Origin of the sequence: Arthrobacter sp. NPDC057013 (assembly GCF_042674585.1) — a bacterium.
GTDB lineage: Bacteria > Actinomycetota > Actinomycetes > Actinomycetales > Micrococcaceae > Arthrobacter.
In genome coordinates, this window is record NZ_JBHUSE010000010.1 from 23,578 (window position 1) to 43,766 (window position 20,189).

The window sequence follows — 20,189 nt, forward strand, 5'->3', positions numbered from 1 at the left end:
TCCCCATGCTAAGGAGACGTTGCTAACGCCCGTCAGGTTCGCGGAAAGACCCGGCTCAGTTCGGATCCGATCCGGTCAATGACAATGGCGGCGACGTCCTGCTTGGAGCCGGAGGCCGACTGGGGTTCGGTGCCGGCCCGCGAGAGGATGACCACGGAGTTGTGGTCCTGGCCGAATACCTTGTCCGCGCCCACGTGGTTCACCACCAGCAGGTCGCAGCCCTTGCGCTTGAGCTTCGCCTCGGCGTAGGAGAGCACATCGCCCTGCTCGTCGCCGGTCTCGGCGGCGAAGCCCACCACAATCTGGCTGCTGCCGGCGGCGTCGCGCACCGCGACCAGCTCCTGCAGGATGTCGGGGTTGCGGACCAGCGTGATCACGGGGTCAGCCGTGTCGTCCCGTTTCTTGATCTTGCTTCCGGACACCTCCGCCGGGCGGAAATCCGCAACTGCCGCCGCCATAATCACGACGTCGGAGCCGGCTGCCGCAGCCACCATGACTTCGCGGAGCTGCAGGGCCGTTTCGACGGCGATGAGTTCGACGCCCGCCGGGGCGGGCACCTCCATGTGGGCGGCCACGAGCCGTACGGTGGCGCCGGCGTCGCGGGCGGCGGCGGCCAGCGCCACCCCCTGCTTGCCGGAGGAGCGGTTGCCCAGGAAACGGACTGGGTCCAGGGGCTCCCGGGTGCCGCCTGCGCTGATGGTCACGGTGCGGCCGGCCAGCGGCAGCCCGGCGTCGGACCGGAGCGCAGCATCCGAACGGAGCCCCTGGGCAAGGGCCAGGGCGGCGTCGAAAATGGCCTCGGGCTCGGGCAGCCGGCCGGGGCCTGAATCACTGCCGGTCAGCCGCCCGCTGGCGGGTTCCAGGACCGTGACACCGCGGCTGCGCAGAGTTTCGACGTTGGCCTGGGTGGCCGCATGCTGCCACATCTCAGTGTGCATGGCCGGGGCGAACAGCACGGGTCCGCTGGCCATCAGGAGCGTGTTGGTGAGCAGGTCGCTGGCCTGGCCGCTGGCGGCACGCGCCAGGAGGTCGGCCGTGGCGGGTGCCACCACGATCAGGTCTGCCTCGTGGCCCAGACGGACGTGCTTCACCTGGTCGACGTCGTCGAAGACGCTGTTGGTCACCGGGTTTCCGGACAGGGCCTCCCAGGTGGCCACGCCGACAAAGCGGGTGGCAGCTTCCGTGGGGATGACCGTGACGTCATGGCCGGCTTCAGTAAAAAGCCGGAGGAGCGATGCCACCTTGTAGGCGGCGATCCCTCCCCCGACTCCGAGGACTATGCGCACGTGAACTCCGTCAGCAGGCAGTCTGTTTACTCTGCGGAGGTTACTCTGCAGCTTCGATCGGCGTGGAAACCAGCTTGCCCTCGTTGATCTCGCGCAGAGCGATGGACAGCGACTTCTCGTTCAGCTTGGTGTCAACCAGGGGGCCGACGTATTCGAACAAGCCCTCGTGCAGCTGTGCGTAGTAGGCGTTGATCTGGCGTGCACGCTTGGCACCGAAGATCACCAGTCCGTACTTGGAATCGGCTGCTTCGAGCAGCGAATCGATCGGCGGGTTGATGATGCCTTCAAGGTTCGTGGACACGAATTCTCCAAATTTCTAGCGGGCCGACGGCGTCTGCGACTGGCGCGGATGCGGCGTGAGCCCCATGAGTGAAACAAGCTCGTCCGCTGCCCGGCGGACGTCGTCATTGATGACGGTGTGGTCGAACTCCGGTTCAGCAGCAAGTTCTACTTTACCGGTTTCCAGCCGGCGCTGCTGTTCCTCGGCCGATTCCGTGCCCCGGCCCACCAGCCGGCGCACCAGTTCTTCCCAGCTGGGCGGTGCCAGGAATACGAACTGGGCATCCGGAACGGCCTTCTTCACCTGCCGGGCGCCCTGCAGGTCGATCTCCAGCAACACGGACCGGCCCTCGGCGATGGCCTGGTTGACGGTGCTCTTCAGGGTTCCGTAGGTGTTCTGCCCGTGCACCACTGCCCATTCGAGGAATTCGCCGGCCGCGACGAGCGACTCGAACTCCTCCTTGGACTTGAAGTAGTAGTGCACGCCGTCGATCTCGCCGGGCCGCGGGGCCCGGGTGGTGGCCGAAACGGACAGCCAGACCTCGGGGTAGGTGTCGCGGATATAGGTGGACACGGTGCCTTTGCCAACAGCCGTAGGACCAGCGAGGACTGTCAGTCCGGGTTTGTTGCTCACGTATTCCTTTGGGCGGTCTACAGATGACTCTGTTCGGATGAAGCTATTTCTCGTTCATAAAATCTACCAGCGCCCGGCGCTGGTGGATGCCCAGGCCCCGGACCCTGCGGGACGCGGCGATGCCCAGGCTGTCCATGATGGCCGCGGCCCGGACCTTCCCGATCCCCGGCAGAGCCTCGAGGAGCTCCGAAACGCGCATCCGCGCTATGGCTTCCTCGGTGCCGCCGGAGTCCAGGATCTGGGCCACGCTCAGCTCTCCGGATTTAAGCCGTTCCTTGGCCGAGGCCCTGGCAGCCCTTGCCGCCGCGGCCTTCCTGAGTGCGTCGGAACGTTCCTGCGGTGACAAGGGTCGCAAGCTCACGGTCATTCCCCTGGGGTCAGCCAACGGATCCGCGGCCGGCGGCGTTGGAGCAGCCACGGATTTGTCCTGAACCTACTCCCTGCCGCCCGGAGAAATCAATGGACTATTCGGACCGGAGCCCCGCCAGGGTGCGCTGGGCCGCCTCGGTCAGCTCCCGGATGCCGGGGCCGGCCTTGAGGATGTCCCGGCTGGACGTTCCCAGAACCTGGGGATAGGCGGCGCCGAAGGTCCTCCGCAGATCTGCGGGAGTTGCCCCCTGCGCGCCCAGGCCAGGGGCAAGGATCGGCCCGCGGACGGCCCCGAGGTCAAGCTGCAGGTCCGCCAATGCCGTCCCCACGGTGGCTCCCACCACCAGGCCAACCGAGCCGAGCGCCCCGGAGTACCGTTCGTTCTCCCCCGCGGCGGCCTGGACGATCCGGCGTGCCACGGAATCGCTTCCGCCCACGTGCTGCACCGAGGCGCCTTCCGGGTTGGAGGTCAGCGCCAGGACAAACACGCCGCGGCCGTACTCGGCGGCGAGATCCAGGGCGGGCCGGAGGGACTCGAAACCGAGGTACGGGCTCAGCGTCACGGAATCCGCGGCGAGGGCAGAGCCGTCACTGAGCCAGGCGTCGGCGTACGCGGCCATGGTGGAGCCGATGTCCCCGCGCTTGGCGTCGGCGATGGTCAGCACGCCCTCGTCCCGCGCAGTGGCGAGAACCTCTTCGAGGACTGCCATGCCGGCCGACCCGTGCCGTTCGTAGAGCGCCACCTGCGGCTTGACCGCGGCAGCGAGCGAAGACACGGCCTCCAGGGCAGTGAGCGAAAAGCGCCTCAGCCCGGCGGCGTCGTCGTTCAGGCCCCAGCTGGCCAGGAGGGCGGGGTGGGGATCAATCCCGACGCACAGCGGACCGCGGTCTGCCATGGCCCGGCCCAGCCGGGAGCCGAACGGCTCCCGGCCGGCGCCTGCCGCAGCGTTCCCTGACTCAGGCATTCTGCTCTGCCGGGCTCTGTGCGGCGGCCTTCTGCAGGGCGGCCTCCTGAGAGGCAAGGAGCGCTGCTGCGTGCTCCTGCAGGCTGGTCACGGACCAGGCGTAGGTGCGCAGGGCCTCGATGGCCTGGACGGCGGCGTTGAACTCGGCCACGGTGGTGATGCAGGGGATGCCGATGGACGTGGCGGCGGCACGGAGTTCGTAGCCGTCGCTGCGGGCCTCGCCGCCGGACGGGGTGTTGAACACCATGTCGATTTCGCCCGCAATCACGAGGTCGGCAATGGTGCCTTCACCTTCGGCGCTGCTGCCCTCGGCCACCTTGCGCACGGGGGTGGCCTGGATGCCGTTGCGGCGCAGGACGTCGGCCGTGCCGCCGGTGGAGACGATCTCGAAGCCGAGGTCGGAGAGGCGCTTGACGCCCATGATCACCGAACGCTTGTCGCGGTTGGCGACGGACACGAAGACCTTGCCTTCGGTGGGCAGGGCGTTGTTGGCGCCGGCCTGGCTCTTGGCGAAGGCGGTGTCGAAGTGCTTGTCGATGCCCATGACCTCGCCGGTGGAGCGCATTTCCGGCCCGAGCAGCGAGTCCACGACCTTGCCTTCCGGCGTGCGGAAGCGGCTGAACGGCAGGACGGCTTCCTTGACGGCGACCGGAGCGTCCAGGGGCAGCGTGGAGCCGTCGCCGGTTTCCGGGAGCATCTTGTAGGCGCTTCGGAGCTGGCCGATGGTCACGCCGGTGCCGATCAGCGCTGCGGCCTTGGCCATCTGCACGCCGGTGGCCTTGGACACGAACGGCACGGTCCGGGAAGCGCGGGGGTTGGCTTCCAGGACGTACAGGACGTCGGAGGCCAGCGCGAACTGGATGTTGATGAGTCCGCGGACGCCCACGCCTTCGGCGATGGCGCGGGTTGCGGTGCGGACGCGTTCCAGCACGTTGTTGCCCAGGGTGATCGGCGGCAGGACGCACGCGGAGTCGCCGGAGTGGACGCCGGCCTCCTCGATGTGTTCCATGATGCCGCCGAGGTACATGTCCGTGCCGTCGAAGAGGGCATCGACGTCGATCTCGACGGCGTCCTCGAGGAACCGGTCGATCAGCACCGGGTGCTCGGCGGTGATCTCGGTGGCGTTGGCGATGTAGCGGGACAGGTTCGGCTCGTCGTAGACGATCTCCATGCCGCGGCCGCCCAGGACGTAGGACGGGCGGACCAGGACCGGGTAACCGATCTCGTCGGCGATCTTCTTGGCGTCCTCGAAGGACACGGCGGTGCCGTTCTTCGGGGACACCAGTCCGGCTTCGTCCAGCACGCGGGCGAAGGCGCCGCGGTGCTCGGCGAGGTCGATCGCCTCGGGCGAGGTGCCGAGGATGGGCACGCCGGCGTCGGCCAGCTGCTGGGCCAGCTTCAGCGGGGTCTGGCCGCCGAGCTGGACGAAGACGCCCATCACGCCGCCGGTGCGTTCCTCGGCCGCGATGACCTCGAGGACGTCCTCGAGGGTCAGCGGCTCGAAGTACAGCCGGGTGGAGATGTCGTAGTCGGTGGAGACGGTTTCCGGGTTGCAGTTGACCATGACGGTCTCGTAGCCGGCCTTGCGCAGCGCCATGGAGGCGTGGACGCAGGAGTAGTCGAACTCGATGCCCTGGCCGATGCGGTTGGGCCCGGAGCCGAGGATGAGGATGGACGGCTTGGAGTGCAGCGCAACCTCGTCCTCCTCGTCATAGGCCGAGTAGTGGTACGGCGTGTAGGCGGCGAACTCGGCGGCGCAGGTGTCCACGGTCTTGTAGACGGGGCGGATGCCCAGGGCCTGGCGGACGCCGCGGACGACGGCCTCGGGGTTGTGGGTGAGCGAGCCGATCTGTTCGTCGGAGAAGCCATGGCGCTTGGCGTTGCGGAGCATGTCCTCCGTGAGGGCGCCGGAGCGGCGGATCTCCTGCGAGATCTCGTTGAGCAGCTGGAGCTGGTCCAGGAACCAGGGGTCGATCTTGGTGGCTTCGTGGAGTTCCTCCACGCTGGCTCCACCGAGCAGGGCGCGCTGCACCTGGTGCAGGCGGTCCGTCGTCGGGCGCTTGGCCTTCTCGATGAGTTCCGGCACCTCCCATTCGGGGACGGAGCTGAAGTCCAGCTGCGAGCCCTTCTGCTCGAGGGAGCGCAGCGCCTTCTGCAGGGCTTCGGTGAAGTTGCGGCCCATGGCCATGGCCTCGCCCACCGACTTCATGGTGGTGGTGAGGGTGTTGTCCGCGGCGGGGAACTTCTCGAACGCGAACCGCGGGACCTTGACCACCACGTAGTCGAGCGTGGGCTCGAAGGAGGCGGGGGTCTTCTGCGTGATGTCGTTCGGGATCTCGTCCAGGGTGTAGCCGAGCGAGAGCTTGGTGGCGATCTTGGCGATGGCGAAGCCGGTGGCCTTGGATGCCAGGGCCGAGGAGCGGGACACGCGCGGGTTCATTTCGATGACCACGACGCGGCCGGTGGCCGGGTCGATGGCGAACTGGATGTTGCAGCCGCCGGTGTCCACGCCGACCTCGCGGATAACCGCGATGGAGATGTCGCGCAGCCGCTGGTATTCACGGTCGGTGAGGGTCAGTGCCGGGGCAACGGTGATGGAGTCGCCGGTGTGCACGCCCACGGGATCGAAGTTCTCGATGGAGCAGACGACAACCACGTTGTCGTTCTTGTCCCGCATCATCTCGAGCTCGTATTCCTTCCAGCCGAGGATGCTCTCTTCGAGCAGTACCTCGCTGGTGGGGCTGTACTGCAGGCCCTGGCCGACGATGCGGCGGAGGTCCTGTTCGTTGTAGGCCAGGCCGGAACCGAGGCCGCCCATGGTGAACGACGGGCGGACCACCATGGGGTAGCCGAGGTCGTCGGCTGCCTTCAGGGCCTCGTCCATGGTGTGGATGATGTGGCTGCGGGCGGATTCGGCGCCGCAGCGCTCCACGACGCCCTTGAACTTTTCGCGGTCCTCGCCGAGTTCGATCGCGGCGATGTTCGCGCCGATCAGTTCCACGTTGTACTTCTCCAGCACACCGTTTTTGTCCAGCGCAATGGCGGTGTTCAGTGCGGTCTGGCCGCCGAGGGTGGGCAGCACGGCGTCCGGACGTTCCTTGGCGATGATCTTCTCCACCACCTCAGGGGTGATGGGCTCGATGTAGGTGGCGTCGGCAAACTCCGGGTCGGTCATGATGGTGGCCGGGTTGGAGTTGACGAGGATAACGCGCAGGCCTTCCTCCTTGAGGACGCGAAGGGCCTGCGTGCCCGAGTAGTCGAATTCAGCGGCCTGGCCGATGACGATCGGGCCGGAACCGATGACCAGGACGCTCTTAAGGTCAGTTCTCTTGGGCATTACTTCTTGTCCTCAGTCTTGTTGTCTGTCGTGTTCGGATCGGCGCTTGGCTGGGCGGGATTCGGCTGGGCAGGATTCGGCTGGGCATCGGCGGGGTGCTGGGCGTCCACGGGTTCCTTGGAGAGGTTGGCCGTGCGGCCGTCCCGGGCACCTTCCATCAGCTCGATGAAACGGTCGAAGAGGTATGCCGCATCGTGCGGGCCTGCGGCGGCTTCGGGGTGGTACTGGACCGAGAACGCCGGGATGTCCAGGCAGGCCAGGCCTTCCACGACCTCGTCGTTCAGGCTGACGTGGCTGACCTCGACCCGGCCGTAGCGCTCTTCCGGCGCGCTGGTGGGGCCGTCCAGCGGGGCGTCGACGGCGAAGCCGTGGTTCTGCGAGGTGATTTCCACCTTGCCCGTGCGGCGGTCCATGACGGGCTGGTTGATGCCGCGGTGGCCGTAGCGCAGCTTGTAGGTGCCGAAGCCGAGGGCGCGGCCCAGGATCTGGTTGCCGAAGCAGATGCCGAAGTAGGGCAGCTTCTCGTCCAGGACGGTGCGGAGCAGCTTGACCTGGTTGTCGGCGGTGGCGGGGTCACCGGGGCCGTTGGACATGAAGAATCCGTCGGGGCTGACGGCCTTGACGTCGTCGATGGTGGCGGTGGCGGGCAGCACATGCACACGGACGCCGCGCTCGGCGAACCGGACCGGCGTCATGGCCTTGATGCCGAGGTCGATTGCGGCGATGCTGAAGCGCGGGTCGCCATCCCAGCCGTGGTCCTTGGGCTCCACGACGTAGGCTTCGTCGATGCTGACTTCCTCGGCCAGCCGGGCGCCTTCCATCGGCTCGCTGGCGAGCACGGCGTCTACGAGTTCCTTGTCCGTGGCCTGTGCTGCCTCGCCGGAGAAGATGCCGGCGCGCATGGTCTTGTGCTCGCGCAGGTGGCGGGTGATGGCCCTGGTGTCCACACCCTGAATGCCGACGATGCCCTGCTCGACGAGCTCGGAGTCGAGAGATCGCTCAGACCGCCAGTTGGACGGGCGGCGGGCGGCGTCGCGGACGATGTAGCCGGCCACCCAGATGCGGCGGGATTCGGCGTCCTCGCTGTTCACACCGGTGTTGCCGATGTGCGGTGCCGTCTGCACCACCAACTGGCGTGCGTAGGACGGGTCGGTAATGGTCTCCTGGTAGCCGGTCATGCCGGTGGCGAAGACCGCTTCCCCCAGGGCGGTGCCCTGCGCGCCGTAGCTGCGGCCGCGGAAGATGCGGCCGTCTTCGAGCACCAGGACGGCGGGGGCGGATGCTGCGGCCTGCGGCGCAGTTCCTGCGTTTACTGTCACTTCGGTTTCCGTCACTTTATTACTTTCCACTATGGGCACCTGCCTGGGGGCCTGGGGAGATCATTTCCTGAAGTTGTTGGAGGACTGCCGGCTTGTCCGCGGCGCGGCGGGTGCGGAAGCCGGTGTCCAGGGCGTGGGTTCCGAGGGTCCAGCTGAGGATCAGCAGCCCGTCCTTTTCCACGAATTTACCGGCCATCCCGCTGTCCTGCCGGACGCCGGCCAGCGAGGCCGCCGGGATGAACAGCGGCCCCGCGCCGGAGCGGTCCAGGAGCACGCCTTCCGGATGGATGGAGAGCTCCGCGTTGGTGCGGATGCCGAGGCCGTGCACGGCGATCCTGTCCAGCCAGTCACCCGCGGTGGTGGAGGCCACGTACTGTCCGTCCGCCGAAATCAGCGGCTCGCCCAGAACGTCCGGAACGGCCGGCAGCTGCTCGATGCCGGACTGCCGCCGCAGCCGGCCGCGCCAGCCGATCCAGATCAGGACAAAAACGACGGCGACAACCGCCAGCATCGCAAGTCCGGGAAGGACTTTTTCCATCAGTTGGCACCTGCTGCGCCGGCAACCGGCGCATCCGCCGGGTAGCGGTACGGCGTGTTGAGCTTGCCGTCCAGGACAGTGGGGTGGCCCTTGAAGAACGTGGCCACCACCTTGCCCGGGAGCTCCATGCCCTTGAACGGCGAGTTACGTCCCATCGTTGCCATCGCGGAAGGGTCCACGGTCCAGCGCGCGGCCGGATCCACCAGGACGATGTTGGCGGGTTCGCCCTTTTCCAGCGGCCTGCCCTGGTCGGCGAGGCGGCCGATGCCGGCGGGCGCGGTGGAGGTGACCCGGGCGAAGTCGGCCCAGGTCATCAGGCCGGTCTCGATCATGGCGTGCTGGACCACGGACAGGGCGGTTTCCAGGCCAGTCATGCCCATGGCCGCCTGCGCCCACTCGCACTCCTTGTGCTCGCTCGGATGCGGGGCGTGGTCGGTGCCGACGACGTCGATGGTGCCATCGGCGAGGGCGGCGCGCAGGGCCTGGACGTCGTCGTTGGTGCGCAGCGGCGGGTTGACCTTGTAGACGGGGTCGTAGCTGCGGACCAGATCATCGGTGAGGAGCAGGTGGTGCGGGGTCACCTCGGCGGTGACGTTGATGCCGCGGCTCTTGGCCCAGCGGATGATCTCGACCGAGCCTGCGGTGGACACGTGGCAGACGTGCAGCCTGGAGCCAACGTGCTGGGCCAGCAGGACGTCGCGGGCGATGATGCTTTCCTCGGCCACTGCCGGCCACCCGGTCAGGCCGAGGACGGCGGAAACTTGGCCTTCGTTCATCTGGGCGCCGGCGGTGAGGCGCGGTTCCTGCGCGTGCTGGGCCACCACGCCGTCGAACGCCTTGACGTACTCAAGGGCACGGCGCATCAGCACGGGATCGTGGACGCAGATGCCGTCGTCGGAGAACATGCGGACCTGGGCGCGGGAGTCTGCCATCGCGCCGAGCTCGGCGAGCTGCTCGCCGGCGAGGCCCACGGTGACGGCGCCGACTGGGCGGACGTCCACCCAGCCGGCGGCCTTGCCGAGGCTGTAAACCTGTTCGACGACGCCGGCGGTGTCCGCCACCGGGGTGCTGTTGGCCATGGCGTGCACGGCGGTGAAGCCGCCCAGGGCTGCCGCGCGGGTGCCGGTTTCCACCGTTTCGGCGTCCTCCCGGCCCGGTTCGCGGAGGTGCGTGTGGACGTCCACCATGCCCGGCAGGGCGACGAGGCCAGCGGCGTCGATCACCGTGGCGCCGTCAACTGCGTCTGTCGCCGACAGGTCGGTTCCCCTGGCGGTGATCACGCCGTCACGGATTAGCAGGTCCTCGGCGTCGCCGCCCAGGATCGCTGCGCCCCGGATCAGGTACGTGGTTTCTTCAGCCATCAGTTGCTCTCCTTCAGGGTGGCGGCTGGTTCACGGGTGTCCCCGGAGAGCAGCAGGTACAGGGCGGCCATGCGGATCGAGACGCCGTTCTTCACCTGCGCGAGCACGGTGGAACGGGGCGAGTCGGCGGCGGCTGCGGAAATTTCCAGGCCCCGGTTCATCGGTCCGGGGTGCATGATGATGGTGTCCTTCAGGCCCAGGCTGTCCAGGGCGCGGAGCCTGTTGTCGTCAAAACCCCAGCGGCGGGAGTACTCCCGGGTGGACGGAAAGAACGAGGCGTTCATCCGTTCGCCCTGGACGCGGAGCATCATGACCGCGTCGACGCCCTTTTCCAGGGTCTCGTCCATGTCGTAGCTGATACTGCAGGGCCAGTGTTCGACGCCGATGGGCAGCAGGGTGGGCGGCGCCACCAGGGTGACGTCGGCACCAAGCGTGCGCAGCAGCCAGACATTGGACCGCGCCACGCGGGAGTGCAGGACGTCGCCGGCGATGGCGACGCGCATGCCGCGCAGGTCCGCCCCCGTGGAGGGCAGTCCGGAGAGCTTGGTCCAGTGCCGGCGCATGGTGAACGCGTCCAGCAGCGCCTGGGTGGGGTGTTCGTGGGTGCCGTCGCCGGCGTTGATGACGGCGGCGTCGATCCAGTCGGTGGCGGCCAGCCGGTGCGGGGCGCCAGAGGCCCAGTGGCGGATCACGACGGCGTCGGCCCCCATCGCGGACAGCGTCTGGGCGGTGTCCTTGAGTGACTCGCCCTTGGAGACCGAGGATCCCTTGGCGGCGAAGTTGATGACGTCCGCGGAGAGCCGCTTGGCTGCGGCTTCGAAGGAAATGCGGGTCCTGGTGGAATCCTCGAAGAAGAGGTTCACCACGGTCCGACCGCGCAGGGCAGGCAGCTTCTTGACCTCGCGCTCCCCCACGGTCGACATCTCTTCGGCGGTGTCGAGGATGCGGACGGCGTTGGCCAGGCTGAGGTTTTCGGTGGAGAGCAGGTGTTTCATGCGCCGCCCTCAATTACCACTTCGTTGACCGCTTGGCCGTCGACGGCGTCGGTCTCCTCGAGCCGGACCCGGACCTTTTCGGCCGAGGACGTGGGCAGGTTCTTGCCCACATGGTCGGCGCGGATGGGCAGTTCACGGTGGCCGCGGTCGATCAGGACAGCGAGGCGCACGATGCGCGGCCGGCCGAGGTCCACCAGAGCGTCGAGGGCGGCCCGGATAGTCCGGCCGGAGTACAGTACGTCGTCGATCAGCACGACAACCTTGTTGTCGATGCCTGTCAGCGGCAGCTGGGTGCGGTGCGGGGGCCTCGTGGGCTGGTGGGAAAGATCGTCCCGGAACATGGTGACGTCCAGCTGGCCGACGATCGCGGCGGCGTCCACGGTGGGATCGGCGGCGGCGATTTTCTGGGCGAGCCGGACTGCAAGCGGGTAGCCGCGGCGGGGAATGCCGAGCAGCACCAGATCCTGGGAGCCCTTGTTGGCCTCGAGGATTTCATGGGCGATACGAGTGAGGGCACGGTCAATGTCCGCCTGGTTGAGTACAACCCTGGCCGGAACCGGTGCCTGCGTGACATGAGTCATCGCTCGTCTCCCCTTTCCCCGCCTCACGGGACGGAATTAAAAAAGGAACATTTGCCTTCCAAAATTACCACACGGGTGTCTCCCTCCGGCCCCGGCAGAAGGCGTTGTCCGTCACACCGCACTAGGCTCGTGTCTATGTCGATGAACCCGCAGCAGAGGCAGTTCCCCGGACCTGAGTTCCCCGGGCAGCCCGCGAATCCCAGTTGGATGGGGCACGTCCAGCCGCAGAACTACAGGCCGGCCCCCGGGCACAGCGGCGGCGCCGTGGACCAGGTCATCCCGGAGGCCGCGTCCACTGTGGCCGCCCGCCCGGGGGCAGGGACCCTGGGGCTCGTCGTCGGCGGCGGGATACTGGCCTTCGTGAGCCTGTTCCTGGTGGTGCCGTTCCTCCTGGCCAGCACCGGCGTCACCGGCTTCGTTATCGGTTTTGTTGCGTCCCTGATCCCGCTGGCGGCGGTGTTGACCGCCGTGGCCGTCATTGACCGCTGGGAACCGGAGCCGAAGCGCCTGCTGGTTTTTGCCTTCACGTGGGGCGCGGCCGTCTCCATCGCGGTAACCCTGCTTATCCAGCCGGTCTTCGCCCTGGCGGCTCCGGTCACCGACGAGGCGTCCTTCCGCGATTTCATGACCACCGTGCAGGCACCCGTGGTGGAGGAGTTCGCGAAGTCCCTTGGCCTGCTGCTGCTTGTTTTGTTCGCCCGCCGGAACTTTGACGGCCCCGTGGACGGCGTGGTGTTTGCGTTCACCATCGCCGGCGGCTTCGCCTTCACCGAGAACATCCTCTACTTCGGCCGGGCGATCGCGGAGTCCGGCACACCCGCCAGCGACCTTGTCCAGATCTTCTTCCTGCGCGGGGTGATGTCGCCGTTCGCGCATGCCATTTTCACCGGGACCACCGGCCTGGTCATGGGCCTGGCGGCGCGGCGCGGGCACTCCGGAATCTCGGTGCTCGCGTTCTTCGTGGGTCTGGTCCCCGCGATGATCCTGCACAACAGGTGGAACAGCATGGGCCAGGACTTCCTGGCCCAGTACGTCCTCGTGCAGATCCCGATTTTCCTGCTCGCCGTGGCCTGCATCGTGGTGCTGCGGGTCGCGGAAAGGCGCCTCACCCGGCAGCGGCTCCAGGAGTACGCCGCCGCCGGATGGTTCGCTCCCGCCGAGGTGGATCTCCTGTCCACCCCGGGCGGCCGGCGGCAGGCCGTCCGCTGGGCGGCGTCGTACAACCGGGGCGAGGAGATGAAGGAGTTCGTCAAGGCGGCGACGCGGTTGGCCTTTACCCGGCAGCGGATCCTCAGCGGCAGGGATGTGCCATCACACCAGCAGGACGAGGCGCAGCAATTGCGCCACCTGACCGCGCTACGGGCGGCTGTCCAGCAGTAAATGCAGCGTTCAGCAGTAAAAACGCAGAAAGTCCCTGCCGGCAAACCGGCAGGGACTTTCTGCGGATAACCCAGCTCAGGCGAGCAGGGACGGTTTCAGCTGCTGAAGGCGCCCCAGGAGGCCGTTGATGAACGACGGCGACTCGTCGGTGGAGAGCGTCTTGGCCAGAGCGACAGCTTCGCTGACGGCAACACCGTCGGGAACGTCGTCGTTGTACAGCAGTTCCCAGGTGCCGATCCGCAGGATGATCCGGTCCACGGACGGCATGCGCTCCAGGGTCCAGCCCTGTGAGTAGGTTTCCAGGAACTCGTCGATGGTGGGCTGCATCGACACGACGCCTTCGACGATCTCGAGGGTGTACGGATTGACGATCTGGTCGGTCCTCTCGCGGCGCGCACGCAGCACGTCGAACGCCGAGACAGAGCGCTGCTCGGCTTCGAAGAGGACCTCGAGAGCCCTGTTGCGGGCTTTACCGCGGGCGCTCACTAGTCGTTGACCCGGCCCAGGTAGCTGCCGTCGCGGGTGTCGACCTTGACCTTGGTGTTGTTCTCAACGAACAGGGGCACCTGGATCTCGTAGCCCGTTTCCAGGGTGGCGGGCTTGGTGCCGGCGGAGGAGCGGTCGCCCTGCAGGCCCGGCTCGGTGTAGGTGATTTCGAGGACAACGCTCGGCGGCAGCTCGATGTACAGCGGGGTGCCTTCGTGGATGGCGATGTTGACCATCTGGTTTTCCAGCATGAAGTTGGTGGCATCGCCCACGGTGGCGCCGGACACAGTGATCTGGTCGTAGTCCGAGGTGTCCATGAAGACAAAGTCGGCGCCGTCCTGGTACAGGTACTGGTAGTCCCGGCGGTCCACGGTGGCGGTCTCGATCTTGAGGCCGGCGTTGAAGGTCTTGTCGACGACCTTGCCGGACATGACGTTGCGCATCTTGGTGCGCACGAAAGCGCCGCCCTTGCCCGGCTTGACGTGCTGGAACTCGATCACGTTCCAGAGCTGGCCCTCGAGCTTCAGGACGGTTCCGTTCTTGATGTCGTTTGTGGTTGCCACTGGTTTCCTCTGGTTGTGTCTGACTGCTTCTGGCTGCCAGCTGTTATGCCAAGCGGGCATGCCGAACGGCGCGCCAGCGTGTGTTTATCAAAAATCCAGAAACTATTCTAGCGGAAAAGCCGGGCCCCACTTTTCAGGACGCCAGTTCGAACACGTCCCGCGCCCGCTGCAGCGCCACCGTTGAGGAGTAGATCAGCGCAGCGTCGGCGGACTGCGCCACCCGGAGGTCCAGCGCCCGTGCGAAGGATTCCACCGCCGCGCCGATGTTCCCTGCGGAAAAGTACGCCCGGCCCAGGTACTGGTAGGCGAGGGCCTCATTGGCCGTGCCGTGCGCCTCGGATAGGAGCTGCCGGAAGAGCTCGACCGCGCGGTCGTAGCGGTGGGAGACGCGCAGGACGTCCGCTTCATAGGCTCGTAGTGTGAACGACTCGGGGTCCTTGTACCGGGCTTCTGCCAGCAGTTCGGCAGCGTCTGAAGCGCGACCCTCGACGAGCAGAACCAGGACCTGGTCGGCCGGATCGGTGGACGCTTGCAGCGCGGCTGCGCAGGTCTCTTCGCTGACAATCTCAGACAACAGGGTGTCCGGATTGATCCGGATTCCCGGGAACCCGCCGTCGGGCCATTCGATGGTGACGCCCTGGTCCTCGCGCATTAGGAAGCAATTTCCTGGTAGGCGGCGAAAAGCAGGGAGGTGTCCGGCACATCCAGGATGCCCGGCTTGGCGATCCCGTCCAGGACCACGAAACGGAGCAGGTCGCCGCGGGACTTCTTGTCGCGGCGCATGCCGTCCAGCAGCCCCTGCCAGCGGTCGCGCCGGTAGGTGACGGGCAGCCCGAGGGATTCGAGGATGCTGCGGTGCCGGTCGGCGTCGGCGTCGCTGAGCCGGCCAACGCTGCGGGACAGCTCGGCAGCAAACATCATGCCCACCGAGACGGCGGCGCCGTGCCGCCACGAGTAGCGCTCCACGAGTTCGATCGCGTGGCCCAGCGTGTGGCCGTAGTTCAGGATTTCGCGGAGACCGGATTCCTTGAGGTCCTCCGAGACGACGCGGGCCTTGACGGCGATGGCGCGTTCGATCAGCTCGCGGAGAACGTCGGAGCCGGGGTCCGTCACGGCGTCGGGATCCTTCTCCACGAGGTCCAGGATGGCGGGATCGGCGATGAAGCCGCACTTGATGACCTCCGCCATGCCGGAGATAATCTCGTTCCGCGGCAGGGTCTTCAGCGTGTCCAGGTCGGCGAGGACGGCAGCGGGCGGGTGGAAGGAACCAACCAGGTTCTTCCCTTCGGCCGTGTTGATCCCGGTCTTGCCGCCCACGGCGGCATCGACCATGCCGAGGAGGCTGGTGGGCATGTGGATGACCTTGACCCCGCGCAGCCAGGTGGCTGCCACGAAGCCGGCGAGGTCGGTGACGGCGCCGCCGCCGACGGAGACCACGGCATCGGAGCGGGTGAAATCGTTCTGGCCCAGGACCTGCCAGCAGAACGCGGCAACCTGGATGTGCTTGCCCTCCTCGGCGTCGGGGATCTCGGCGGTGACGGCGGTGAAGCCGGCAGCGGCCAGTTCGTCCCGGACGGTGTCGCCGGTGAGTCGGAGCGCCCGCGGATGAATGACGAGGACGCGGCGGACGCGCTCCCCCAGCAGTCCCGGCAGCGTGCCGAGCAGGCCGCGGCCAACTACGACGTCGTAGTTGTCCCCGGCCGACTGGCCGGTGACCTTGATGACAGTTGATTCGCTCACTTTTCAACTTCCTGTTTCGCGGCAGCACTTCCGTTGGCTGCCGTCGTCGCGGTTTTGTTGATCTCGCGGGTGGTGGTTTCGTGCTGCTTCGCGGCGGCGAAGTCGCACAGTGCCGCTTCCAGCTTCAGGCCCAGCTGCGGCACGGTTCCCTGCCGGACATCCAGCACGATGTCCGCCAGGCGTTCATAGACCGGTTTCCGGGTGGCAAACAGCGCCTTCCAGCGCCGGATGCCGTCACCGGCCAGCAGCGGCCGGCCGGAGTTTTTGGCGATCCGGGCGGCGACGGTGTCGGCGTCGCACTCCAGGTAGACCACGGTGCACCGTTCCAGCAGCTGCTGCGTGCCCGAGTCCAGGACCGAGCCGCCGCCCAGGGAAACTACGGTCGCGGTGCCGGCCGCGGCCTCAATGATGCGGGCAACCGTCCGGGCCTCGATCTCCCGGAAGGCCCGCTCGCCGCGGTTGGCGAAGATGTCCGCGATGGAACCGTGGCCCTCCACGATGACCGCGTCGGTGTCCACGAACGGGGCATCCAGCTGTTGCGCAAGCTGCTGCCCGATCGCGGACTTGCCGACCGCCATGGGCCCAATGAGCACAATGGGCCGGTCCCCTGCGGCGAAGGGTGTATTGCTCCGGGACACTAGAGTCCGATCGTATCCAGCGACGCCGGAATGCTCTCGAGATAGCCCTTGATGTTGCGGGCGGTCTCGGCCACGGAGTCGCCGCCGAACTTTTCGGTCACGGCCTCGGCCAGGACCAGTGCAACCATGGCCTCGGCCACCACGCCGGCGGCCGGGACCGCACAGACGTCAGAGCGCTGGTGGTGGGCCTTGGCGGCCTCGCCGGTGCTGATGTCGATGGTCTTCAGGGCCCGCGGCACGGTGGCGATGGGCTTCATGGCGGCACGGACGCGCAGGACGTCGCCGATGCTCATGCCCCCTTCGATGCCGCCGGCGCGGTTGGACGTGCGGATGATCCGGCCGTCGGAGTCCTTGACGATCTCGTCGTGGGCGGCTGAACCGCGGCGTGCGGCGGTGAGGAAACCGTCGCCCACCTCGACTCCCTTGATGGCCTGGATGCCCATGAGGGCGGCGGCCAGGCGGGAGTCCAGGCGGCGGTCCCAGTGGACGTAGCTGCCGAGTCCCGGGGGCAGGCCGTAAGCGAGCACCTCCACCACGCCGCCCAGGGTCTCGCCCTCCTTATGGGCGGCGTCCACCTCCGCAACCATGGCGTCGGATGTTTCGCGGTCGAAGCAGCGCAGGGGGTCGGCGTCGAGCGCAATCACGTTGTCCGGCAACGGCAGCGGCCGGCCCTCGGGGACGGTGACGCTGGCGATGGAGACGGTGTGGCTGACGAGCTCGATGCCGAGGTGCTTGAGGAACTGGGCAGCAACGGTGCCCATGGCAACACGCGTGGCGGTTTCCCGGGCGCTGGCGCGTTCCAGCACGGGGCGGGCCTCGTCGAAACCGTACTTCTGCATGCCGGTGAAGTCGGCGTGTCCGGGGCGCGGCCGGGTCAGCGGCGCGTTGCGGGCCTGGCCTTCGAGTTCCTCGGGGTCCACCGGATCGGCGGACATGATCTGTTCCCACTTGGGCCATTCGGTGTTCCCCACCTGGATGGCGACGGGGCCGCCCTGGGTGATGCCGTGGCGGACACCGCCGAGGATCGTGACGACGTCCTGCTCAAACTTCATCCGCGCCCCGCGGCCGTAGCCGAGCCGCCGGCGGGCAAGGGCATCGGCGATCTGCCCGCTGGTGAGTTCAACACCTGCGGGGACGCCTTCAATAATTCCGACCAGTGCCGGGCCATGGGATTCACCGGCGGTCAACCAACGCAACATAAAAACCATCCTGCCATGTCTGGCGGTCAGGACACCCGCCGGGGTGCCCCGACTGCGTCGCACATCACATCTATGACGTCGGCACTTCCGGCCTCTGCCAGGCCCGTGAAATGGCGGACCTGCTCCACTGCCTGGTAGAGCAGCATCTCCAGGCCGGGGACCACCGTTCCGCCGCCGGCGTGCCAGGCGGCGGCGATTTTGCTGGGCCAGGGGTCGTAGGCAACGTCCAGCAGGACGCCGTCGGTGCGCCCTCCCAGCGCTTCCAGCTCCGCGGCCATCCCGTCGGCCGCCCGCGGCGGCAGAGTGGAGATTACGACGCCGGCTCCGGCCATCGCCTCGACGGCACCGTCGAGGGAATGGACGGTGATGTCCATGCCGAGGCCGCCGGCGGCGGCCCTGGCTTCTTCAGCCCGGGCGGTGTTCCGGACGTACAGGTCCACGGACACGGCGCCAAGCTCCTGCAGGGCTGCCACTGCAGCGGCCGCCGTTCCGCCGCCGCCGAGTATGACGGCGGAGGGGCCGTCGGCTGCGCCGGCGTTGCGGAGGGCGTTGACGATTCCCGCGACGTCGGTGTTGTAGCCGACGCGCCGTAGGGACGCTCCCGCCCCCTCGAACACCACGGTGTTGATGACGCCCAGGACCCGGGCCACGCCGCGGACCTCGTCCACCTCGCTGACCATGGCCTTCTTGAGCGGCATGGTGACGGACAGCCCGCGCCAGCCGGGCTCGGCGCGGACGGAGTCCATGAACGCCGGCAGCGACTCCTCGGTCACATCGATGGCGCTGTAGCCGATGTCCGCTCCGAGCCGCGCGTAGGCGGCGAGATGGAGCGCCGGAGACTTCGAGTGGCCGATGGGGTGCCCCAGGACGGCTGCCCGCAGGCTCATACGCAACGGCCCGGGTTGGCCTCGCACCAGGCGTTGTACTGCTCAACGTAGCCGTTGTGCTCGGCAAGCGTCTTGGAGAACTTCGTTTCCTTGGTGTCGAGGTTGATGGTCACCCAGTACAGGTAATCGTTGTTGTTCGGTTTGGCCGCCGCGTCGATGGCCGTCTTGCCCGGCGATCCGATGGGCCCGGCGGGCAGGCCCTTGATGGCGTAGGTGTTGTACGGGTTGGACTTGTCGGCCTTTTCGGCCTCGTCGATGTGGAAGGTCTTCTTGCCCAGGCCGTACGTGACGGTGGCGTCCGACTGGATCAGCCCGTTGGTTTCCGTGTTGGTGGGCTTCAGGCGGTTGTAGATGGCGCCTGCCACGTCCTTGTACTCGGCCTGGCCGCCCTCTGCCTGCACGATGCTGGCGACGGTCACGACGTCGTACTGCTTGGCGGGGTCGCTGACGCCCTGGGCCTTCAGTTCGTCCTGGGTGGACTTGACCAGCTTGGTGAGGATCTCCCTGGCGGTGGATCCCAGCGGGAAGCGGTACTCCCCCGGGGCCAGGAAACCTTCCAGGTTCTTCGCCTTCGACGTGAGCCCGAACTGCTTGGGCGAGTCGCTGAGCGCCTTGAGCTGGGCCAGGGAAAGGCCGGATCCCTCGGAGATGGCCTGCAGCGATTCGTCAATCCGCAGGCCCGCGCTGAGGGCGAAGTACATGACCTTCGCCTGTCCCTCGTTGAGGAGCACGGAGACGGCGTCGGAGTTTTTCATTTCCTGCTTGAACTCGTACTCCCCCGGATTCAGGGTGCCGCCGGACGCGGTCAGGGCCGCGATGAAGGTTTCGGAGTTGGCCACCACCTTCGCGTCCTCGAGCTTGGCAGCGACGGATACCGGGCCTTCGCCCGGAACCACGGATACCTTGACCTGGCCGGTGCCGGGGCCGGGGTAGTCGGCGGGCTTGTCGTTCCCCAGCAGCGGTTTCAGGAATTGGGCGCCGACGACGGTGGCGGTGACGAAGAGCGCGAGGGTCAGCAGGAGCGCCACGAGGCGGCGCCGGCGGCGGACTTTCTTGGAGGGCCGTGCCACCGTGGCCGCGCTTTCGGCACCGGCCAGGAGCTGGTGCCCCACGGCCTGCTGCTCGTAGTGCGCATGGCCCTCGTAGGCCTCGTGGGCTACCGCGTCATGGTGGACGTCATAGTGGTGGACGTCTTCATGGTGGATGTCCTCGTGGTGGCCGTGTGCGAACTCGGCAAAGTGGGGCGCGTCCTCAGTCTGGACGCCGTGGGCCTCAGCATCCATGTACGCAGCGTCCGCGGCAGCACCTGCGTCGGCATGTTCGGCGGGGTCGTGGATGGTTGGCGGCACCGGCGGAGCGTCGGGAACCTCGGCGGCCGGAAGCGGCTGGGCATCAGGAACCTCGGCGGCAGGAGTCGTGGCTATCGCCGCTGTCCGGGGGCTCGCCGAACCGGAAGCCGCGGCCGATGACCCGGCCCGCTGCTCGGCGCCGACCCCGACGTGCACCTCTTCACCGGACTCGTAGGCCTGCTCGGGCACGGCATCGCCGGATTCGGCGGTGATGGCCTTCTCACGGGCGCGGATCTCCTTGCGTGTCAGGGGCCGTCCGGCGTCCATGAAGGAGTCGCCGGAG

Annotated in this window: 20 protein-coding genes; 1 reads left to right on the forward strand and 19 read right to left on the reverse strand. The window is 67.5% G+C overall.

The genetic code is table 11. From position 1 onward, the window contains the following. Nucleotides 1–32 precede the first annotated feature (32 nt). The 11 genes from coaBC to pyrR form a co-directional block, all read right to left on the reverse strand. Nucleotides 33–1,286 (reverse strand): bifunctional phosphopantothenoylcysteine decarboxylase/phosphopantothenate--cysteine ligase CoaBC, encoded by a 1,254-nt coding sequence (coaBC, locus tag ACFTSA_RS14215; protein ID WP_377952082.1) that lies wholly within the window; start codon nt 1,284–1,286, stop codon nt 33–35. 40 nt (nt 1,287–1,326) lie between these two features. Continuing rightward, nucleotides 1,327–1,587 carry a DNA-directed RNA polymerase subunit omega gene (rpoZ, locus tag ACFTSA_RS14220; protein WP_003800778.1) on the reverse strand — a complete coding sequence of 87 codons (261 nt, stop codon included), beginning with the start codon at nt 1,585–1,587 and terminating at the stop codon, nt 1,327–1,329. 15 nt (nt 1,588–1,602) lie between these two features. Then, on the reverse strand, nt 1,603–2,199 hold the full coding sequence (gene gmk / locus ACFTSA_RS14225; protein WP_331572778.1) for a guanylate kinase: 597 nt from the start codon (nt 2,197–2,199) through the stop codon (nt 1,603–1,605). A 43-nt stretch (nt 2,200–2,242) separates the two neighbouring features. Continuing rightward, on the reverse strand, nt 2,243–2,566 hold the full coding sequence (mihF, locus tag ACFTSA_RS14230) for an integration host factor, actinobacterial type (protein ID WP_377952220.1): 324 nt from the start codon (nt 2,564–2,566) through the stop codon (nt 2,243–2,245). 97 nt (nt 2,567–2,663) lie between these two features. Continuing rightward, entirely contained in the window at nt 2,664–3,533 is an 870-nt protein-coding gene (pyrF, locus tag ACFTSA_RS14235; RefSeq protein WP_377952084.1) for an orotidine-5'-phosphate decarboxylase, read from the reverse strand. Next, the gene (gene carB / locus ACFTSA_RS14240; RefSeq protein WP_377952085.1) at nt 3,526–6,870 is read right to left on the reverse strand and encodes a carbamoyl-phosphate synthase large subunit; all 3,345 of its coding nucleotides are present in this window, start codon (nt 6,868–6,870) and stop codon (nt 3,526–3,528) included. The genes pyrF and carB overlap by 8 nt, the downstream gene beginning before the upstream one ends. Then, complete coding sequence (gene carA, locus ACFTSA_RS14245) at nt 6,870–8,204, reverse strand: glutamine-hydrolyzing carbamoyl-phosphate synthase small subunit (protein WP_377952086.1); 1,335 nt, start codon at nt 8,202–8,204, stop codon at nt 6,870–6,872. Before carA ends, carB begins: the two co-directional genes overlap by 1 nt. 4 nt (nt 8,205–8,208) lie before the next feature. Then, nucleotides 8,209–8,727 carry a hypothetical protein gene (locus ACFTSA_RS14250; RefSeq protein WP_377952088.1) on the reverse strand — a complete coding sequence of 173 codons (519 nt, stop codon included), beginning with the start codon at nt 8,725–8,727 and terminating at the stop codon, nt 8,209–8,211. Continuing rightward, nucleotides 8,727–10,088: a dihydroorotase gene (locus ACFTSA_RS14255; protein WP_377952089.1), complete on the reverse strand. Its 1,362-nt coding sequence runs from the start codon at nt 10,086–10,088 to the stop codon at nt 8,727–8,729. Before ACFTSA_RS14255 ends, ACFTSA_RS14250 begins: the two co-directional genes overlap by 1 nt. Next, the gene (locus ACFTSA_RS14260; RefSeq protein WP_377952090.1) at nt 10,088–11,083 is read right to left on the reverse strand and encodes an aspartate carbamoyltransferase catalytic subunit; all 996 of its coding nucleotides are present in this window, start codon (nt 11,081–11,083) and stop codon (nt 10,088–10,090) included. The genes ACFTSA_RS14255 and ACFTSA_RS14260 overlap by 1 nt, the downstream gene beginning before the upstream one ends. Further along, complete coding sequence (gene pyrR / locus ACFTSA_RS14265) at nt 11,080–11,664, reverse strand: bifunctional pyr operon transcriptional regulator/uracil phosphoribosyltransferase PyrR (protein ID WP_377952092.1); 585 nt, start codon at nt 11,662–11,664, stop codon at nt 11,080–11,082. Before pyrR ends, ACFTSA_RS14260 begins: the two co-directional genes overlap by 4 nt. Before the next feature lie 135 nt (nt 11,665–11,799). Here pyrR and ACFTSA_RS14270 point away from each other — a divergent pair, with 135 nt between their 5' ends. Then, the gene (locus ACFTSA_RS14270) at nt 11,800–13,044 is read left to right on the forward strand and encodes a PrsW family intramembrane metalloprotease (RefSeq protein WP_377952094.1); all 1,245 of its coding nucleotides are present in this window, start codon (nt 11,800–11,802) and stop codon (nt 13,042–13,044) included. Nucleotides 13,045–13,119: 75 nt separating this feature from the next. Here the strand turns inward: ACFTSA_RS14270 and nusB are convergent, their stop codons facing one another. The 8 genes from nusB to mltG form a co-directional block, all read right to left on the reverse strand. After that, nucleotides 13,120–13,530, reverse strand: coding sequence for a transcription antitermination factor NusB (nusB, locus tag ACFTSA_RS14275; RefSeq protein ID WP_377952095.1), 411 nt, complete (start codon nt 13,528–13,530; stop codon nt 13,120–13,122). After that, nucleotides 13,530–14,093 carry an elongation factor P gene (gene efp, locus ACFTSA_RS14280; protein WP_003800749.1) on the reverse strand — a complete coding sequence of 188 codons (564 nt, stop codon included), beginning with the start codon at nt 14,091–14,093 and terminating at the stop codon, nt 13,530–13,532. Before efp ends, nusB begins: the two co-directional genes overlap by 1 nt. Nucleotides 14,094–14,226: 133 nt before the next feature. After that, a complete protein-coding gene (locus tag ACFTSA_RS14285) occupies nt 14,227–14,745 on the reverse strand; it encodes a tetratricopeptide repeat protein (protein WP_377952096.1) in 519 nt (172 codons plus the stop codon). Next, entirely contained in the window at nt 14,745–15,833 is a 1,089-nt protein-coding gene (gene aroB / locus ACFTSA_RS14290; protein ID WP_306923870.1) for a 3-dehydroquinate synthase, read from the reverse strand. The genes ACFTSA_RS14285 and aroB overlap by 1 nt, the downstream gene beginning before the upstream one ends. Then, nucleotides 15,830–16,471 carry a shikimate kinase gene (locus ACFTSA_RS14295; RefSeq protein WP_377952097.1) on the reverse strand — a complete coding sequence of 214 codons (642 nt, stop codon included), beginning with the start codon at nt 16,469–16,471 and terminating at the stop codon, nt 15,830–15,832. The genes aroB and ACFTSA_RS14295 overlap by 4 nt, the downstream gene beginning before the upstream one ends. After that, complete coding sequence (aroC, locus tag ACFTSA_RS14300; protein WP_377952098.1) at nt 16,471–17,670, reverse strand: chorismate synthase; 1,200 nt, start codon at nt 17,668–17,670, stop codon at nt 16,471–16,473. Before aroC ends, ACFTSA_RS14295 begins: the two co-directional genes overlap by 1 nt. A 26-nt stretch (nt 17,671–17,696) precedes the next feature. Further along, the gene (locus ACFTSA_RS14305; RefSeq protein WP_377952099.1) at nt 17,697–18,557 is read right to left on the reverse strand and encodes a shikimate dehydrogenase; all 861 of its coding nucleotides are present in this window, start codon (nt 18,555–18,557) and stop codon (nt 17,697–17,699) included. Further along, nucleotides 18,554–20,173, reverse strand: coding sequence for an endolytic transglycosylase MltG (gene mltG, locus ACFTSA_RS14310; RefSeq protein WP_377952221.1), 1,620 nt, complete (start codon nt 20,171–20,173; stop codon nt 18,554–18,556). The genes ACFTSA_RS14305 and mltG overlap by 4 nt, the downstream gene beginning before the upstream one ends. Between the last annotated feature and the right edge of the window lie 16 nt (nt 20,174–20,189).

Coding starts and splice junctions, on each gene's coding strand:
- ACFTSA_RS14270 (WP_377952094.1), top strand. CDS start 11,800: ATGTCGATGAACCCGCAGCAGAGGCAGTTCCCCGGACCTGAGTTCCCC.
- pyrF (WP_377952084.1), bottom strand. CDS start 3,533: ATGCCTGAGTCAGGGAACGCTGCGGCAGGCGCCGGCCGGGAGCCGTTC.
- ACFTSA_RS14285 (WP_377952096.1), bottom strand. CDS start 14,745: ATGCGCGAGGACCAGGGCGTCACCATCGAATGGCCCGACGGCGGGTTC.
- aroC (WP_377952098.1), bottom strand. CDS start 17,670: ATGTTGCGTTGGTTGACCGCCGGTGAATCCCATGGCCCGGCACTGGTC.
- ACFTSA_RS14260 (WP_377952090.1), bottom strand. CDS start 11,083: ATGAAACACCTGCTCTCCACCGAAAACCTCAGCCTGGCCAACGCCGTC.
- carB (WP_377952085.1), bottom strand. CDS start 6,870: ATGCCCAAGAGAACTGACCTTAAGAGCGTCCTGGTCATCGGTTCCGGC.
- ACFTSA_RS14255 (WP_377952089.1), bottom strand. CDS start 10,088: ATGGCTGAAGAAACCACGTACCTGATCCGGGGCGCAGCGATCCTGGGC.
- mltG (WP_377952221.1), bottom strand. CDS start 20,173: ATGGACGCCGGACGGCCCCTGACACGCAAGGAGATCCGCGCCCGTGAG.
- pyrR (WP_377952092.1), bottom strand. CDS start 11,664: ATGACTCATGTCACGCAGGCACCGGTTCCGGCCAGGGTTGTACTCAAC.
- mihF (WP_377952220.1), bottom strand. CDS start 2,566: ATGACCGTGAGCTTGCGACCCTTGTCACCGCAGGAACGTTCCGACGCA.
- ACFTSA_RS14305 (WP_377952099.1), bottom strand. CDS start 18,557: ATGAGCCTGCGGGCAGCCGTCCTGGGGCACCCCATCGGCCACTCGAAG.
- ACFTSA_RS14250 (WP_377952088.1), bottom strand. CDS start 8,727: ATGGAAAAAGTCCTTCCCGGACTTGCGATGCTGGCGGTTGTCGCCGTC.